The organism is Niallia sp. FSL W8-0951 (assembly GCF_038006525.1).
GTDB lineage: Bacteria > Bacillota > Bacilli > Bacillales > Cytobacillaceae > Niallia > Niallia circulans.
The window spans coordinates 66,218-84,073 of record NZ_JBBOVK010000004.1; the positions used below are offsets into that span (position 1 = coordinate 66,218).

General features: G+C 35.2%; 17 protein-coding genes. 10 read left to right on the top strand and 7 right to left on the bottom strand.

Translation table 11 applies throughout. The features are described 5' to 3' along the window. The first annotated feature begins 1 nt into the window (after position 1). The 4 genes from NSS71_RS24780 to NSS71_RS24795 are packed head-to-tail and all read left to right on the top strand — an operon-like array spanning position 2 to position 7,876. Positions 2-1,414 carry a glycosyltransferase family 2 protein gene (locus NSS71_RS24780; RefSeq protein WP_341152131.1) on the top strand — a complete coding sequence of 471 codons (1,413 nt, stop codon included), beginning with the start codon at positions 2-4 and terminating at the stop codon, positions 1,412-1,414. Continuing rightward, complete coding sequence (locus NSS71_RS24785) at positions 1,411-4,656, top strand: hypothetical protein (protein ID WP_341152132.1); 3,246 nt, start codon at positions 1,411-1,413, stop codon at positions 4,654-4,656. Before NSS71_RS24780 ends, NSS71_RS24785 begins: the two co-directional genes overlap by 4 nt. A 3-nt stretch (positions 4,657-4,659) precedes the next feature. Next, positions 4,660-5,025, top strand: a complete 366-nt coding sequence (locus tag NSS71_RS24790; protein WP_095320217.1) for a response regulator transcription factor — start codon at positions 4,660-4,662, stop codon at positions 5,023-5,025. After that, positions 5,015-7,876, top strand: coding sequence for an ATP-binding protein (locus NSS71_RS24795; protein WP_341152133.1), 2,862 nt, complete (start codon positions 5,015-5,017; stop codon positions 7,874-7,876). Before NSS71_RS24790 ends, NSS71_RS24795 begins: the two co-directional genes overlap by 11 nt. 39 nt (positions 7,877-7,915) lie before the next feature. Here NSS71_RS24795 and NSS71_RS24800 read toward each other — a convergent pair whose 3' ends face one another. Further along, positions 7,916-8,497 (bottom strand): YitT family protein, encoded by a 582-nt coding sequence (locus tag NSS71_RS24800; RefSeq protein ID WP_095258741.1) that lies wholly within the window; start codon positions 8,495-8,497, stop codon positions 7,916-7,918. A gap of 325 nt (positions 8,498-8,822) precedes the next feature. On the opposite strand from NSS71_RS24800, the gene NSS71_RS24805 reads away from it, so the two are divergent. Then, entirely contained in the window at positions 8,823-9,791 is a 969-nt protein-coding gene (locus NSS71_RS24805; protein ID WP_341152155.1) for an IS1595 family transposase, read from the top strand. 29 nt (positions 9,792-9,820) lie between these two features. Here NSS71_RS24805 and NSS71_RS24810 read toward each other — a convergent pair whose 3' ends face one another. The 3 genes from NSS71_RS24810 to NSS71_RS24820 all read right to left on the bottom strand — a co-directional run bounded on the left by NSS71_RS24810 (position 9,821) and on the right by NSS71_RS24820 (position 12,287). Beyond that, positions 9,821-10,432, bottom strand: coding sequence for a Type 1 glutamine amidotransferase-like domain-containing protein (locus NSS71_RS24810; RefSeq protein ID WP_341152134.1), 612 nt, complete (start codon positions 10,430-10,432; stop codon positions 9,821-9,823). Positions 10,433-10,656: 224 nt separating this feature from the next. Further along, positions 10,657-11,655 (bottom strand): inorganic phosphate transporter, encoded by a 999-nt coding sequence (locus NSS71_RS24815; RefSeq protein ID WP_047942755.1) that lies wholly within the window; start codon positions 11,653-11,655, stop codon positions 10,657-10,659. A 14-nt stretch (positions 11,656-11,669) separates the two neighbouring features. Then, the gene (locus NSS71_RS24820; protein ID WP_047942753.1) at positions 11,670-12,287 is read right to left on the bottom strand and encodes a DUF47 domain-containing protein; all 618 of its coding nucleotides are present in this window, start codon (positions 12,285-12,287) and stop codon (positions 11,670-11,672) included. 388 nt (positions 12,288-12,675) lie between these two features. On the opposite strand from NSS71_RS24820, the gene NSS71_RS24825 reads away from it, so the two are divergent. The 4 genes from NSS71_RS24825 to NSS71_RS24840 all read left to right on the top strand — a co-directional run bounded on the left by NSS71_RS24825 (position 12,676) and on the right by NSS71_RS24840 (position 15,155). Next, positions 12,676-12,834, top strand: coding sequence for a hypothetical protein (locus NSS71_RS24825; protein ID WP_161798399.1), 159 nt, complete (start codon positions 12,676-12,678; stop codon positions 12,832-12,834). Positions 12,835-12,862: 28 nt separating this feature from the next. Then, positions 12,863-13,702 carry an SDR family oxidoreductase gene (locus tag NSS71_RS24830; RefSeq protein ID WP_047942883.1) on the top strand — a complete coding sequence of 280 codons (840 nt, stop codon included), beginning with the start codon at positions 12,863-12,865 and terminating at the stop codon, positions 13,700-13,702. A 110-nt stretch (positions 13,703-13,812) separates the two neighbouring features. Further along, positions 13,813-14,643, top strand: coding sequence for an aldo/keto reductase (locus tag NSS71_RS24835; RefSeq protein WP_341152135.1), 831 nt, complete (start codon positions 13,813-13,815; stop codon positions 14,641-14,643). Between the two features lie 257 nt (positions 14,644-14,900). Beyond that, a complete protein-coding gene (locus NSS71_RS24840) occupies positions 14,901-15,155 on the top strand; it encodes a GlsB/YeaQ/YmgE family stress response membrane protein (protein ID WP_061797736.1) in 255 nt (84 codons plus the stop codon). Between the two features lie 66 nt (positions 15,156-15,221). On the opposite strand, the gene NSS71_RS24845 is transcribed toward NSS71_RS24840, so the two are convergent. After that, entirely contained in the window at positions 15,222-16,145 is a 924-nt protein-coding gene (locus NSS71_RS24845; protein WP_061797734.1) for an RluA family pseudouridine synthase, read from the bottom strand. Between the two features lie 173 nt (positions 16,146-16,318). On the opposite strand from NSS71_RS24845, the gene NSS71_RS24850 reads away from it, so the two are divergent. Continuing rightward, the gene (locus NSS71_RS24850) at positions 16,319-16,726 is read left to right on the top strand and encodes a DUF5365 family protein (protein ID WP_144581069.1); all 408 of its coding nucleotides are present in this window, start codon (positions 16,319-16,321) and stop codon (positions 16,724-16,726) included. Positions 16,727-16,827: 101 nt separating this feature from the next. Here the strand turns inward: NSS71_RS24850 and NSS71_RS24855 are convergent, their stop codons facing one another. Beyond that, a complete protein-coding gene (locus tag NSS71_RS24855; protein WP_341152136.1) occupies positions 16,828-17,301 on the bottom strand; it encodes a thioredoxin family protein in 474 nt (157 codons plus the stop codon). After that, positions 17,298-17,744 (bottom strand): disulfide oxidoreductase, encoded by a 447-nt coding sequence (locus NSS71_RS24860; RefSeq protein ID WP_095258744.1) that lies wholly within the window; start codon positions 17,742-17,744, stop codon positions 17,298-17,300. Before NSS71_RS24860 ends, NSS71_RS24855 begins: the two co-directional genes overlap by 4 nt. Positions 17,745-17,856 lie beyond the last annotated feature (112 nt).

Genomic DNA, 17,856 nt, shown 5'->3' on the forward strand with positions numbered 1-17,856 from the left:
CATGGTTTATCAATGGTGGTCAATTGCTGTACAAATCTTTGCCACGTTTATTGCTGTTTATATGATAATTATTATATTGTTTTATTCTGTTATTCTTTTCATTTCCATGCTTCAGCTACGAAAGGAATATAAATTAAATAGAGAAGATACATTTGATGATGTTTCAAATGAATGGTATACGAAACCAGTATCTATCATTGTTCCAGCTTATAATGAAGAAGCTGGGATCATTCCAAGTGTACGGTCCTTGTTGAGCATTAATTATCCTCAATTTGAAATCATTGTTGTCAATGATGGATCAAAGGACTATACGCTGCAGAAAATGATAGAACAATATGAGATGGTTCATATAGAAAAGGTTGTCAGGAAACAACTTACGACAAAGCCTATTAAAGGCATTTATCAATCGAAGCTGCTCCCTAAATTATATTTAATCGATAAAGAAAATGGCGGAAAAGCAGATGCTTTAAATGCAGGACTGAACTTTTCTCATTTTCCTTATATTTGTTCATTAGATGGTGATTCGGTCTTAGAAAGAGATGCCTTTTTAAAGGTAATGAAGCCTATTATGGATAGTGATGAAGAAGTGATAGCCTCAAGTGGAAGTATTCGTATTGCTAATGGATGTAAGATAAAAAACGGACAAGTTCTCGAGATAGGATTGTCTCGCAATCCCTTGGTTATTATGCAAATAATCGAATATTTGAGAGCTTTTTTGATGGGGAGAATTGGATTAAGCAGACATAATTTATTATTAATTATTTCTGGGGCTTTTGGTGTTTTTTCAAAAAAATGGGTCCTAAAGGCTGGGGGCTATCAAACGAATACAGTCGGCGAAGATATGGAGCTCGTAGTGCGAATCCATCGATTATTAAAAGAGACAAAGGAAAAAAAGAAAATCGTTTATGTTCCAGACCCAGTTTGCTGGACAGAAGTTCCGGAAGAAATAACGTTTTTAAGAAGACAGCGAAGAAGGTGGCATCGGGGATTATATGAAAGTCTATGGAATCATAGAAAGCTAACCTTTAACCCGAAATATGGAAATATCGGACTAATATCTTTTCCATACTTCTGGCTAATTGAATTTTTGGGCCCTATTGTCGAATTTTTAGGATATGTTTATACGATTATTGCTTTGTTTTTTGGTGGAGTATATTTAGAATTTGCCATCTTAATTTTATTACTGTCCTGTATTTATGGCTCTATTTTTTCAATGGCAGCAGTGTTATTAGAAGAATGGAGTTTGCGCAAATATCCGAAAGTTTCCCACATCATTTCTTTGTTCTTCTATTCGCTGACAGAATCTTTTTGGTACCGCCCGTTAACTGTTTTTTGGCGATGTGAAGGCATTTGGCAATTAATAAGAAGCGATAAAAGTTGGGGAGAAATGAGCCGTAAAGGAGTATCCGAATGAAATGGAATAAATCGATTATTTTCTTTTTACTTATTCTCTTTGGTGTAGGACTTTTAACAAGTCCTTTTTGGCTTTGGCAGTTAAAGCATTCAAAGGAATTAAATGTCTTAATTATGGATAAAACAGTGCCGGATTCTTCCTATCAGGAACATGCGGGATTAATATGGGTGTTGAATAATCAGAAATATGTAAAAAGCAATCAAGCTCCTTATAGCAAAGAACGTGATTATGTAGGAGTTAATCCTTTGAAAGAAAAACACAAGCAATTAACTCATCTGCCAAAAGATTTATCCTCCTATGATGTGATCTATATGACAGATCAATATGGAGTAGATAAGGAAGAAGCTTCCAGAATGAATAGCGTTGAGAAAGTTTCGAAGCAGATGGAAGGCGGATTAGCGTTAGAAGATGTTGAAAGGGTAGAGTCAGCTTTGTTTCAAAACACCAATAAAACATTAATTGCTGAATTTAATACCTTTGCAGCTCCAACTAGTGATCAAGCCCGCGAAAAAATAACAAATCTTCTCCATCTTTCATGGAGTGGATGGATAGGAAGATATTTTTCTGACATGGAAAGCAATGAAGTTCCTATATGGGTCAAAGAAAGATATGAACAAATCTATGATCACAAGTGGTCATTTAAAGGATCAGGGTTAATCTTGATTAATAGCGATGATCATCTAATTGTATTGTCAGATCAAGAGCTTGTTAGCGGAGCCCTTCAATTTTCGACTACTGATAAAGGAAAGGATTTGTTCAATCAGCCTATTAAATCGAATTATGGTTATTGGTTTGATATAGTTGCTGCAAAGGATGAGACCGATATTCTTGCTACGTATACACTTCCAGTAAATGAAAAAGGGAAAGCAGTCTTAACCGAATATGGCTTACCTAGTCAGTTTCCAGCAGTCATTCAATACAAGAATAAACAATACACGTCTTATTATTTTGCAGGTGACTATGCAGATGAAGCAGAGGTACCAGCACTTTATAAAACAGTCGGGTTTGATACGTGGAAAAGATCTATTACTTATCGCCATTCCTTTTATTGGAACAGTTATGTACCTATTATGAAAGGGATTCTAAAGAATGGTTTACATTCCGCTGATCATGCAAGTAATGTGGAAACAACAACTGTGAATCATTTGAAGATAAATACGAAAACAGATGATACGTATATTCAGGTGTTGAAAGACAATAAGTGGACAAATCTCCTTGTTAAAGGAGTTAATATGGGGATAGCAAAGCCAGGAACTTTTCCAGGAGAAACGGCCATAACGAAGGATGAATATTTACGCTGGTTTAAAGATATTGGCGCTATGCATGCAAATGCGATTAGAGTGTATACCTTGCATCCGCCCGCTTTCTATCAAGCATTGTATGAGTATAATCAGTTGGCAGAGGAACCTTTATATCTTTTTCATGGTGCATGGATTAATGAAGAGACTCTCCTAGAAAAACAGGATGCTTACGCGAATGAAGTGGATAATGATTTTAATCGAGAATTGAAGAATATGATAGATATCATTCATGGGAATGCATCTATAGCTGCTGCCCCTGGCCATGCTTCCGGCGAGTATACATATGATATATCAAAATATGTATTGGGCATTATGATCGGAATCGAATGGGATCCAGAGGTAGTACAGAACACAAATGAGAAACATAAAAGCATAGCTTCATATGATGGCACTTACTTTGAAACAAAAGATGCTTCTCCTTTTGAAAGTTGGCTTGCACAGAAGATGGATGAAACAGTGAAATATGAGGTTGATAAATATGACTGGCAGCATACAATGAGCTTTACCAATTGGGTAACAACGGACTTGCTTAAACATCGTTATGAGCCGGATCCAAAAGAAGATATGGCCATCGTAAATCCCAATCATATAAAGACGACAGAGAATTTTCATGCGGGATTCCTTGCTTCCTATCATGTCTATCCGTATTATCCAGATTTCTTAAACTATGAGCCTGCATATAAAGGCTATATAAATAAACAAGGGAAGCAGAGTAATTATGGAGCTTATTTACAGGAGTTAAGAGAAGCACATGATATGCCAGTTCTAATTGCTGAATTTGGTGTACCCGCATCGAGAGGAAAAACGCATGAGAATGTAAATGGAATGACACAAGGGTTTCTTTCCGAACAAGAACAAGGAAATTTCGATAAAGAAATGTTTCAAATGATTGTCGATGAAAATTATGCAGGTGGGCTACTATTTGCTTGGCAGGATGAATGGTTCAAGCGAACATGGAATACGATGGATTATGATAATCCTGATAGAAGACCATATTGGTCCAATCTACAAACAAATGAACAGCATTTTGGCTTACTCAGCTTTGATCCTGGAAAATATGAGTCGCCCATTTATATAGATGGAAAGAAAAAGGACTGGGAAAAACTCGGCATTTCTCCTTTGTATGAAGATAGAAGGGAACAAAAAGGAATAGAGTCTATATATGTAACAAGTGATGAACAGCAGGTCAACTTGAGAATTGATTATCACCAGCCAATAGACTTACAAACAGATACAACCTATCTATTGTTTAATACCATTGAGAAGCAAGGCCAAAAAACAATTGCACTTAAAAACAAAACAATTAAATCAACGTTTGGCGTTGACTTTCTTGTTAAAATAGCGAATGAACACAATTCGCAAATATTAGTTGATAGTTATTATGATTCCTTCCATTATCATTATGGATCCATTTTGCATATGATCAAAGAAGAAGCTTATGCAAAGAAAAAGGATAATGGAGTATTTCATCCTATTCGACTGACCTTAAATAAGAAATTAGAGCTCCCAGATACTAAAATTCCATTTCAATCTTATGTAACTGGACATCTTCTATTTGGCAATGGAAATCCTGCTAGTAAAGAATTTAATAGCTTAACCGATATAAGCGTGAGCAAAGATAAAAAAACGATTGAAGTCCGGATACCTTGGGCCTTGTTGAATATGAAAGACCCGAGCCGGAAAGAGATAATGGCTGATTTATGGCAAAAGGGATTAGAGGAAAGTGTACAGGCTAAGGGAATCCAAATAGCAGCGGTAATGGAAAAAGAGGAGGAAATAATCTCTTCCTTCCCTAAGCTTAATAGATATAATGAAATCCTAGCTGCTGATGCTAAATGGTACACGTGGGACGAATGGGAGATGCCAGCTTACCATGAACGGCTAAGGGCATCGTATTACCACTTAAAGGATGCCTTTTTAGAAATAAATTTGGGGGATTAAATGGTGAAAAGAATTTTATTAGCAGAAGATGAAGAAGTATTAAGAATGTTGATAGTTGATACATTGGAAGATGAGTACATCGTGGATGAAGCACAAGATGGAGAAGAAGCATTTCAGTTAATTCAAGAGAACCAATATGATTTACTAATCCTTGATTATATGATGCCAATTATGACCGGCTTAGAAGTCATTGAAAAAGTAAGAGCAGATAAAGAGAGAGAGCATCTTAAAATTATGATGCTCTCTGCCAAAAGCCAAGCGAGTGAGCAACATGAAATTATGGGAGCAGGAGCAGATTATTTTATGGCAAAGCCATTTAGCCCGCTTGCTTTATTAGACAAAGTAGGAGAAATATTGAATGAAAATTAAAGATTATTTTGGTAAAAGCATATCAAGACAGTTTGTAGCTTTACTGTTTTTTTTTAGTTTGCTTTTCCTTATGGGCTGTGCCTTCCTTGCACTCAGTCAAAAGCAATTGAATGATCGCTATGCAGAAGAAAGGGAAGTGATCCTTGAAAAAATATCAATCACTAGAGAATTACAAGATATGCTAGAAAATGCTTTATCAGAAGCAAGAGGATACTTCGCGTTTAATAATCCCGATATGCGTTCATCCGCTTTAAAAATGGATGCCAAGACAAATGAATTGATTCAACAGCTAAAAGCTGTTGCTACAACAGATGAAGATGCAGTGTTAGTAGAAGAGATAGCAAATTTTCATTCTTATTATTTTCAGGATATCCTCCCCAAAGCATTAAACTACTTTGATGAAGGAGAAATCGACAAAGTGGTGAAACTCTCAGATGATGGGGGAGCAGATCGAATTAGTCATATAAAGGGTTCGTTACATAACTATTTACAATCGATGACGAATGAACTGAATAATTTGGTAAATGAACTAGATAAAAATATCATCATTTTTCAAATCAGCTTTCTTGTCTATATTATTTTCATTATGATGGTTATTTATTTTATAGGGCGGGCTGGATTAAAAAAAATTGGCAAACCGTTAGCCGATTTATCAGTTGCGGCAAATGAAATTGCGAAAGGAAATGATGCACAGATAAAGATAGACACCAAGCGAGCTGATGAGATAGGGAAACTCTCTGCTGCTTTTTATCAAATGTATCAAAGTGTTCAAGATAAAGAACAAAACTTATTGGCGCAAAATGAGGAATTACTTGCACAGCAGGATGAACTGCATGCACAACAAATAGAATTAGAAGAGGTCTTAGAGACAGTTAGAGCAAATAGGGAATCATTAAGGCGAAGAAATGAATTAATTAATAGCATTTCGAATTCATTAGATAAAAATGAAGTATTAGAGAGTATTATTACCCATCTAGCAGCAATTCTACAGGCAGACAGAGGAATTATCTTACTATTAAAGGATCAAGCATATGCATCCTACGGAATTGTCGAAGAAGGAGCAGAGCAATTTAAAAATTATGTATGGCAAGGAATGCTCGATCGACTAAAAAAAGAGAAAGACCCATTTATTATTTCAAGAGAAATGGTATTGGCCGAAAAAGGCTATCACCTTGAAAAAGGATTTACACATGATTTGTATATTCCTGTCTATAATTCGGATGATGAAATAACAGCAGTGATGATGCTGAGTCGTTTTAGCGATCCTTACTCGGTGTTTGATAAGGAAGAATTTATTGCGTTGGCAAAACAAATAAGTATTTCTTTAGATAAAATTGAATTATTTGAGCAAACAGAAAATGATCGTGTATTAAACTACGATATCTTAAATACCATTCAAGAGGGTATTCAGGTAGTATGTGGAATAGGTGAAATAATATTCGTGAATGAAAAGCTTGAAGAAATGATTGGGGACACAAAGGAAACAATATTTTATCCTGGCTGTAGATGGGATGAATGGAAGCAGCCATTAACAGCTCATTTTATGGATGAAGAAGGGTTGCTTCAATATATAGAAGCATCCATTAAGGAAAAACAGACGGATTCCTATAGTGCCTTTATGAAAGATGGACGAGTAATTAATATCTATGCGGAGGAACTTTATAGAGGAAACACTAAGTTCGGCACCATCCTTGTTTATAGGGATATAACAAAAGAATATGAAGTGGATAGAATGAAGTCTGAGTTCGTAAGCACAGTGAGTCATGAGCTGCGAACACCGTTAGCAAGCATACTTGGATTTACAGAATTAATGATAAATCGAGAATTAAAAGTGGAAAAGCAGAAAAAGTACTTACAAACAATATATGGTGAAGCAAAGAGGCTGACCTCCTTAATAAATGATTTCCTAGATATTCAACGAATGGAAGCAGGAAAGCAAACCTATGAGAAGAAGTACATTGATTTAATGCCAATAGTAGAGAGAGTCAAGGAAAAACTATCCATTAATACTAGTTCTCATCGAATCGAAATAAATCAGTTGATAGAGGAAACCATGATTATTGGTGATAAAGCGAAGATTGAACAAGTGCTGGCGAATCTTCTAAGTAATGCTATTAAGTATTCCCCCGATGGAGGGACAATAGAGATTAATATTTATAAAGAGAACGGGCAGCTGCGAGTATCGTTTAAAGATGAAGGCCTAGGAATCCCAAAAGCGGAGATCAGTAAATTATTTACTAAGTTTTATCGAGTAGATAATACGGACCGAAGAAAGATTGGTGGTACGGGCCTTGGACTGTCTATTGTTCAAGAAATCATGATTGCCCATGATGGCCAAGTGGCAGTAGAATCAGATTATGGGAAGGGAAGTACGTTTACACTTATTTTCCCCCTTGTCCATAAAATGGAGGCTTCTGAAGAAGTATCTATAGAAAATAAGCAAACTTACTCGATCATGGTGATAGAAGATGATATTAGCCTGGGAGAATTAATTGTTCATGAATTGCAAGATAACGGCTTCCAAGTTGTGTATTATAAAAATGGTCAAGAGGCAATGCAAATGTTAGAAAAGCTCCCGACAGATGCAGTGGTGCTTGATATCATGCTCGAAGATGAAAATTTTGATGGTTGGAGAATCTTGAATCATATCAAAGAATCAGAAAAACTCAGAAATATTCCGGTTATCGTATCATCTGCATTAGATGAAAAAGAAAAGGGATTATCACGAGGAGCGATGGATTATCTCGTAAAACCATACCAAACTAGCCAACTTTCTAAAACGATTATGCAAACCTTATTAAAGATGGGGAAAGTGGGCCAAGTATTGATACCAGAACAAGATAAAGAGTGAAAAGTCGCATTTAAAGTCAAGTGGAAGGAGAGGTAATAGCTACCTCTCCTTCCTTATAGGGGAGTTTTTGGATAATAAAGTCGTAAACACAGCCACACAGAAAATAGTTAAGAAAGAAGCTGAAAAAGTTGTCAGCCCAATTATTTTATAGCCGCTGGCTAAAACGATTCCATCTATTAGAAAAATGATGAGACCTACCTGAATAGAAAGTATCTTTGACAGGACTTGGGCAAGGAGATCCGTCCCTCCAGTGCTGGTCTCAAATCGAAGCATGAGGCCAATCCCTACGCCGATAATCACTCCACCCAAAATCGCACTTAATACAAGTTTCAATGAAAATAAATCACGTAAAAAAGATAGGAAATCAATTGAGATGGAAGAAGCAAGGAAGCCAATTATGCCATAAAAAAAGTACTCCCTATTATAAAACCACACCAGTATATATAAGGGAATGCTTAAAAGAATCATAGACAGACCTGTCGGAACCTCGTAGTGATAGTGCAAAATAAGGCCGATTCCAATTATGCCCCCATCTAACAGATGATGAGGGACTAAAAATCCATTTACCCCCATGCCTATTAATAAGCTCCCGACAAATATCGCCGCTATTTTTTCTATCATTAAACATCATCCTATCTATTCCTTGTCCATTCTTCTTATACATATGTGTAAGAGTATAAACATAGAAGAACATAATTGAACTTAGGAGGATGAAAATTGATCGAGCAAGTGGGCTATTGAAGTTAGAAGTAAGATAGGTAAAAGTACTATTTTTGCTATTAAATTCTATAAACTGGTGATTTAGCGAAATTAAGTAACAGAAGATTGCGAGCATTTATTTGCTGCAAGGAAAAGCGGTGTTCATAAAGGGAAGGAAAGCCAGAATGCGCTCGGCTGTAAGAAAAAGTGGTGTTCAACCAAAGAATGTGCACAAGCTCATCATAAAATACACACAAAAAGCTACGAAGCAATGAAACAAGACTTATTCCCTGAAGAACGAGAAGATATTGCGAAGATGCTAAAAGATATTCGTGAAACTCGTTTTTCTGGCGGTTTGGCTTGCCTCCTTTGTGGAAGCGTATCGGTCAAGAAGAATGGCAAATATCGTGCGAGGCAACGATATTTGTGCAAGGACTGTGGGAAGACCTTTAACGATATGACCAATACTCCGTTGGCAGGTTCTCGATACCCTCATAAATGGGTTAAATATTTTGAAATGATGGTAGAAGGCTATACGCTACCTAAAATCTCTGATACTTTAGAAATCCATATTTCTACGGCTTTTTACTGGCGACATAAAATCTTGAATGCTCTCCGTTCATTAGGTAATCAAACTTTAAAAGGGATTGTTGAAAGCGATGAAACCTTTTTCTTGGAAAGTGACAAAGGGAAGAAGTCTATTACTCATAGAAACCCTCGTAAGCGTGGCGGTGTCGCAACAAAACGAGGTATCTCAAAGGAACAGGTCTGTGTTCTTGTAGCACAAGATCGAAATGGACAAGTCATCTCTCAAATGGCTGGAAAAGGGTGTATTAAATCAACAGATATAGATAAGGTATTAGGTGCCTTTATCGACACCTCTGCTTTGTTATGTTCAGATGCAGCTACGAACTATAAAAAGTTTGCCGAAGATAAGGGATTACAGCACGAAATGGTGAATTTGCGGAAAGGGATTTATGTGAAAAAATCTATCTTCCATATTCAACACGTTAATGCTTATCACAAACGACTAAAACAATTTATGGACCGTTTTCAAGGTGTGGCAACCAAATATCTTGATAACTACCTGTTTTGGTTCAGATACCTTGAACAAAGCACAAAGGTGGCTCGCAAAGAACGAGTGAAGCAACTTTTATTTAGTGCTGTCCATAAATCAAACTATACGACAGTTGAGATGTTTAGAAGAAGTGCATAATAAAAGACCTCTAATTCGAGGTCAATAAATTACTTTTCTACTGTGATATATTCATCATCCTTTAATCTCGTAACTTCGCATCCTTCAAGGATTTCAAATTCTTTTAGTCTATCTTCAATTGTCTTGCTTGTACTATCCTTGAACAAATCTTCTCGGTCATAGTGAGGAAAAACAAGTTTGTCCGTTAGGTCTAATGCAGAAAAATCCTTAGTATTTAGTGCATTCATTTGCGGTGTGAAGAAATGAACGACTTTAATGTTTGGACCAAGTATAACAGCACCAGCACTTACACCTACAATAACAACATTTTTGGTAACTAACTCTCGTAGGATACTATCTGCCCCACTCTGTTTAGTATGGAATAATAAGTTAAATGGATTTCCACCATTGATGTATATGACATCTTTATGTGCAAGACTTTTCGGGTTATCAAACTCTATATCAATGAAATCTATGTTTTGAAACCCCATATCCTTAAAGTCCTCTTTCGCCTTCTGAGCAAATCTATTTTTATCCTTTTGCGGCGATGCAGTTGTGATAATAGCAACGTCCAGTTCGTTTGGTTCGCCGTTAATGAGTTTTAAAAATTGCTCTTTAATAGCATCATTGTAAAAACCGTTAGAGGTTAATAGCAATTTCAATATAATCAACCCCATTCTATTCTCTATTTCGTATTAGATATATCCTTATTTTAACAGAAAAATAGGAAATCAGGAATTTTCACCTAAAAACAACAATCTTAACGAAAACAGCGTTAAAAAAAGATTGGCTACCCTTTAAAATAAGAAAAACATCTTTACCCAATTGGGTGAAGATGTTTTTCTTATGGCCTTATTTATTAAGCCGTATATGATAATCCTTCTACTTAAAAAAAGAAATGCAGGATATAGTAACAAATTGCAGCGATACTTGCTGAAATTGGCAATGTAATAACCCAGGTAATAATCATTCGTTGTGCTGTTCCCCATTTAACTCCTTTTAAACGATGTGCAGAACCAACACCGAGAATAGAAGAAGAGATAACATGGGTTGTACTAACTGGAAGGTGAATTAAGGTGGATCCGAAAATGATCATAGCTCCTGATAAATCAGCAGCTACCCCATTTACTGGTCGAATTTTCATAATATTTCCACCAACGGTTTTGATAATTCTCCAACCACCTACAGAAGTCCCTAGTCCCATTGCAGTAGCACAGGCAAATTGTACCCAAAATGGCACCTCGCTTGTTGAAACATAATTATTAGCTAATAAAGCCATCGTAATAATCCCCATGGCTTTTTGAGCATCATTTGTACCATGCGTATAAGACTGCAATGCTGCAGTGAATATTTGGAAATAGCGGAAACGTCTATTTGTTTTTGTTAAATTTAAATCCCTAAAAAAGAATTTAAAAATGGAGTAAATGGTAAATCCAACAATAAAAGCGATGATAGGCGAAAGAATCAATGCCTCAATGATTTTAATAAACCCAGTGTAATTAAGAGAGGAGAAACCAGAAGAAGCAATTGCTGCTCCAGCGATTGATCCAATAATTGCATGGGAAGAACTACTTGGAATTCCAAAATACCAAGTGACTAAATTCCAGATGATAGCAGAAATCAATGCTGCAAGGATAACGAGAGAACCATTTGTTAATTGAAAAGGATCTACGATTCCTTTTGTAATTGTCTTTGCCACACCAGTAAAGGTCATCGCACCAATAAAGTTCATACATGCTGCCATAATAATGGCATGCTTCGGTTTTAGTGCTTTTGTTGATACTGCAGTAGCAATGGAATTGGCTGTGTCATGAAAGCCATTAATAAAATCAAATGCTAGGGCAAAGACAACGATTAAAATTGTAAGTATTAATAATGTATTCATTGGAAAAAGACTCCTTATGCGTTCTTCATAATGATACTTTCAAGTGTGTTGGCAACACTTTGACAGTAATCAGCGATATCCTCAAGATTTTCATACACTTCTTTATATTGGATAATACGAATCGGATCTTTTTCTACAGAGAAAAGGTTTTTAATCGATTGACGTAAAATGCCATCACATTTTGATTCGTGATCTTTAATTCTAATTGCATACTCTCTAATTTTAGGTAATTTTTTAGTTGTAAGCAGATCTACTGCTTTATCAATTTCTACTGCACAGTTTTTGATTTCTTCCACAAAACGAAGCATATATTCATCTGCACTAATGATATTGTACATTTCGAAAAGTGCAGAAGTACTCTCAAGACCGTCTAAAACATCATCCATACTCATTGTAAGAGCTAGAATGTCTTCTCTTTCAATCGGCGTAATAAAGGCTTTATTTAATTCTGTGATAACTTCATGAACATATGTATCACCTTTTGTTTCAATTTCCTTCATTGTTTCAGAAAAAGTTTTTAAATCGCTAACATTTGTTAGTTTATAGTCAGCAAAAAAGTCTGCTCCTTCTTTTAAATTTGAAGCAATATTTTTTAACATAACAGCAAACTTATCTTGTTTTTTAAAAACCATTATGGTTACCTCCATTAATATATAACAAATTATGACTAAGCCTTACATATTTTATAGGAAAGTTGTCGAATAGCATAGTATTTTGAAACGAAATTTACAAAAACTTAATATTTGCTTTACAAAGTTTTAAGAAAACTACATTACTTTTTTACAATATTTGCACGGATTTAATATTTTTCTCCAGGGAATGGAGTGTTTTTCCATATCTCCATCCTATATTGTGTCCAATTCTATTTATGATAATAAAGTAAGAGTAGAATGTCCAAAAAAGAAGGGAGAGCCACTGTTAATGGATGAAATTTTTATTGGAGAAAGTTGGCTTATGGGAAGAGAACAGGATCCCATAAACTAGTTCTATATATTACAATGGACTTAAGGAACGAACAATATGATTATCGAGAAGAAAGCAGATTTCTTATTAGGTGGGGGAGATTATGCCCAATCCACTCTATACAATCAAAAGGCTTTAAGAATAGAAGAATTACAACGAGAAGTGTTAACACGAACAACCAATCAATATAATGTCCATGTTAAGAAGGGAATATGAATAATATGTGGCAGGAAAAGGGGGAAAAGTGGAAAAAAAAGTAGTACTAATAACTGGAGCGAATAGTGGATTTGGGAAATGGATGACACTAGAATTTGCAAAAGCGAACTATACAGTTATAGCATCGATGAGAGATACGAATAAAAGTGGGCAATTAGTAGAGGAAGCAACAAGAATGGGGATAATTTCTAATATAGACATAGTTTCTTTAGATATTACTTCAGACCAATCTGTAGAAAACTTAAGTTTATATGTACAGAAAATAGGCCAAGTTGACTTACTGATAAATAACGCTGGCTATGCGGGAGCGGGTTTTTCAGAGGAGATATCGATCGGTGAATATCAACGACAGATGGATACAAATTTTTTGGGAGCCATTCGTGTAACGCAATCTATTCTTCCGCTTATGAGGATGCAGCGGAGAGGAATGATTATTAATATAAGCAGCATAAGTGGCGAAATTGGATTTCCAGGCCTATCTCCATATGTTTCCTCTAAATTTGCATTAGAAGGATGGAGTGAGGCCCTAAGATTAGAGTTAGCTCCTTTTTCTATTCCAGTCGTTCTGGTAGAGCCTGGTTCTTTTCAAACAAATATTTGGACAACAGGGAAGCAAATTGCTGAAAAATCTACCTTGCCTTCTTCTCCTTATTCTTCTTATATGAAACAGCTCGATACATATTTACATAATAGCAGTAAAAAAAATGGAGATCCAAGGGTAGTGGCTGAAAAGATAGTTTCCATCGCAAAGAAAAAGCATCCAAGACTGCGTTATATAGTCGGAAAAGGAACAAAAGGTACAATTCTTTTTAAGCATATTGTGCCATGGAAATGGTGGGAGAAAATCGTTCTATTTATTTTAAAATAAAAATATATTAGGAAGCAGGCGATTTTTTAAAAGGATTAATTCATATTTATAGAGAAGTATTCCAATAAGTGTTATTATATGGATAATTCTGATTTTTGGAGGTGTTTTGTTTGGTCAATAGCATCGAACAGAAAGTGAAGCTGCATAATGGAGTAGAAATACCACAATTAGGAATTGGTGTTTTTAAAGTAGAAGAGGGAGACACCGTTTTCCATACAGTAAAAACTGCTTTGGATCTTGGTTATCGTTCTATTGATACTGCTGCCATTTATAAGAATGAAGAAGGAGTAGGCAGAGCGATAAAAGAAAGCGCTATCCAAAGACAGGAGGTATTTGTTACTACTAAAGTATGGAATGATGATCAAGGATTTGATTCCACTTTAAGAGCATTTGAAACGAGTTTGAAAAAATTAGATTTAGACTACCTAGATTTATATTTAATTCATTGGCCGGGAAAAGATAAATATGTGGAAACATGGAAAGCACTTGAGAAATTATATGAAGAAGGATTAGTTAGAGCAATTGGTGTAAGTAATTTTCATGAACATCATTTAGATCATTTACTTGCTAATGCAAATGAGAAGCCAACTGTTAACCAGATCGAATTACATCCAAGACTTTCCCAAGAGAGCGTAAGAGAATATTGTAAGAAGAAAGATATAAAAGTGGAAGCATGGTCGCCAATTGCCAAAGGTCGGTTAGTAAATGAACCGACACTTAATTATATTGCAAAAAAACATGAAAAAACTCCTGTTCAAGTTATTTTGCGCTGGCATCTGCAACATGGAAATATTATTATTCCAAAGTCTGTTCATCCAGAAAGAATCAAAGAAAATGCAGAGATATTTGATTTTCAACTAAGCTTAGTGGAAATGGATCAAATCGATCGCTTAAATATGAATGAAAGACTTGGCAGTAATCCAGATAAATTATTATTTTAATAAATTTAAGGACTATAAAACGGAACAAACAAAAGGTCTGCGCCTAATTAATTAGGCGCAGATTTTTTGTTAGGAAGCACTTGAATGAATCTTTTTAAAACAATGAATGTAATAGATATGTTTAAAAGACTCAAAGGGTGGTAAATATAAGTACAAGCAGATAGTGAAAATAAACCGTACGGGAAAATCATAGCTGCAGCATGTTTTTCACTATCTCATTGAAAACTATCAACACTATAAGAAAAGGAGTGTTAAATATGGGATTTTTATGGTCATTAATAATAGGTGGTATTATAGGATGGTTAGCAGGATTAATTACTGGTAAGGATATTCCTGGCGGAGTTATTGGTAATATTATTGCCGGTTTTGTTGGAGCTTGGTTAGGATCATTAATTTTAGGAGATTGGGGTCCATCCATTGCTGATTTCGCCATTATTCCGAGCATTATCGGCGCTGTCGTGCTAGTATTTATTCTAAGCTTGATTATGCGTGGAATGCGTAAAACAACATAAAGATAGAGAAAAAAGGAAATGAGCTTTTTTAAGCCATTTCCTTTTTTTTTGTTGAAAACATATCCTTCAACTTAATAACGATTCCCAATCTTCATCAGGGAAAATCGGCGGGGTGTCTAATGGTGGAGCAAAGACTGTAATTTGTTCCTGAGAGATAGGATGGGTGAATTGGATTTTCGCCGCATGAAGTGCTTGTCGATGGAACATAGGTTTTCCGCCATAAAGTTTGTCTCCAGCAAGAGGATGATTTATGGAGCTTAAATGGACTCTAATCTGATGTGTTCTGCCAGTGTCTAAAGTACAAGAGATAAGCGTTAAATCATCGAAGGGCAGCCGCTTGATTCGTTTAAAATGGGTGATTGCCTGCTGTCCTGTCTCTGAAATTCTTCTACGGCTGCCATGATGTCGATCCTTCCCAATCGGCTTATTAATCGTTCCTTTTTTCTGTGCTAAAAATCCCTCAATAAGAGCGATATACGTTCTTTTAATTTTTCTTTCTCTTAAAAGATAATCAAGCATGTTAGCAACTAAATCGTGTTTAGCAAAAAGTATACAGCCGGTAGTATCCCGATCCAATCGGTGGATATGCTTTAATTGTCTTTCTTCTCCACTTAATAATAAATAATAGGCCACACCATTTAATAAGGAAGAAGTATCTTCAGAAGAATGAGGGTGGGTATCGATGGAATCAGGTTTATTTACGACTAAAAGGAAATCATCTTCATAAAGAATAGTGAGATCCATATAGGTTGGAATAATGTCATTTGGCTGCTGCTGAAAGAGCTTAATTTTTAAAATATCTTCCTGCTTAAGTAGGGAATTCCATGGTACATTTTGGTTATTTAATTGAACTTTTTTCTCCATTTTAAACAAATGAATCTGCTTTTTCGAAGCTAGTAATACTCGCGAAAAGAACTCCTCAATTGATAATCCTTCCCATTGTAAAGGGATTTTAAGGAAAAGCCAGTCACCCTTTCTTTCAAATAACATACATAAAATCTCCTTTGTTTTTTATAAGAATGAATAATAAAAGTGTCTTAAATATAACTTAGTTATCATATCATGGTTTTAATTACCACAGAAATGGTTTTTAGGGATATGTTAGACTATGGGTAACAGATAGGTTGTGTAAATTTATAGAAATAAAGAGGGTGTTTCGTTTTATGAAAGTCGTTTTTGCATCAACCCAAACCCAAGAGGAAAGAATTGATGAGTTGATTCAAACCTTTTATTCAAAGGTTTTTCCTTTCTATTTTTCAGATGAGGAAATTAATCAATTCGAGCGCTTAAAGGTTCTAACTATTACTCCGGAAAAAGCACAGTTATTAAGCACATTAAAAACAGCTTATCAAGTAATTGCCAGTCTTCAAACCCTTGTGAATATATTGGAAGATCCAGAGAATAAGCATAAATATAAACATCTTTTTGCAAAAAATGTCCATATTCTCGAGGAATTGGACATATTCTTTCCATTCGATTTAGATAATTTTAAATCCAGCAGCAACGGGGATTCCTGCGATCAAGCGAATTTTAGTATGTATGCAGAGGCGAACAATTCATACTTACTATAATTTTTTCTAATTTTCCTATTCCTTATTCTTTTAGGAAAGACAAAAGGCCATCACAGTCAATTGAAAGACGATGGCCTTTTTGGATACAATTTTTAACGACTTTATTTTTTTACACTATATTTTTCGAGCCATTGTTTAAAGACTGCAGGTTCGTTGTAGCCGATAGTTCTGCTTACTTCTTTTCCATTTTTGTATTGAACAATGGTTGGAGTTGATTCGATATTGTATTTATCCCAGCCTTCTTGAAATTCCAATAAATTATATTGATCAATAGATACATTTAATTCTTTTGCAAGCGGCATTAATTCAGGAGTAGTTTTTAAGCAATATTGACATTCAGAGCTAAAGAAATAAACTGTCACGTCTTCCTCTGTTTTTAATTTTTCCTCGAGTTCATCAGGAAGGATGATATTTTGGTAATTCGGATTATCTAATAATTCGACTGTAGCTGGCCTCAAATCTGCTTTCTTATAGAGATTGCCTTCCACAGCTTTTTCCTTTTTCATATGAGATAGAAAAGCTACCCCAGCAAATAAAATAATAATAAAGACCAGAAAATACAGAATTTTTTTCATTGATTCATCTCCTTTGTTTTTTTCCAAATAATAATGCTGCAAGTAAAGATAATAATAAATCCAATTAGTGCCATAAAAGGGATCGTGATAAATCCTAACCAATTTATGTATTCACCTGTGCAAGAAACTGGTCCGCAGGCTGATGATGTTTCAAAGATGCTAGCTAACTTTTGGATGGAGTAGTGATAAATGGAAATACATGCGCCAATCCCAGAAAGAATCATGGTATAAAAGCTGATTTTATAATCTTTTCGGATTACCGCAATTCCTAAAATAATCACAAACGGGTACATTAAGATCCGCTGATACCAACACAAAGTGCATGGAATAAAGTCTCTAATTTCGGAAAAGTAGAGACTGCCAAACATACTGAGGACAGCTGCAATCCATGCTAAATATAAAATGTTTTCCCGGGAGTCCTTTTGCTTTGTTTCTTCTTTCATACGATTCTCCTTTATTGTGTTTATTGAATTCTAAAAATTGATAGGAATATTTTCACTATAGAAAAAGTATAAAGGTAAACGGAATTGATGTAAACAAACTAGAATTCCAAAA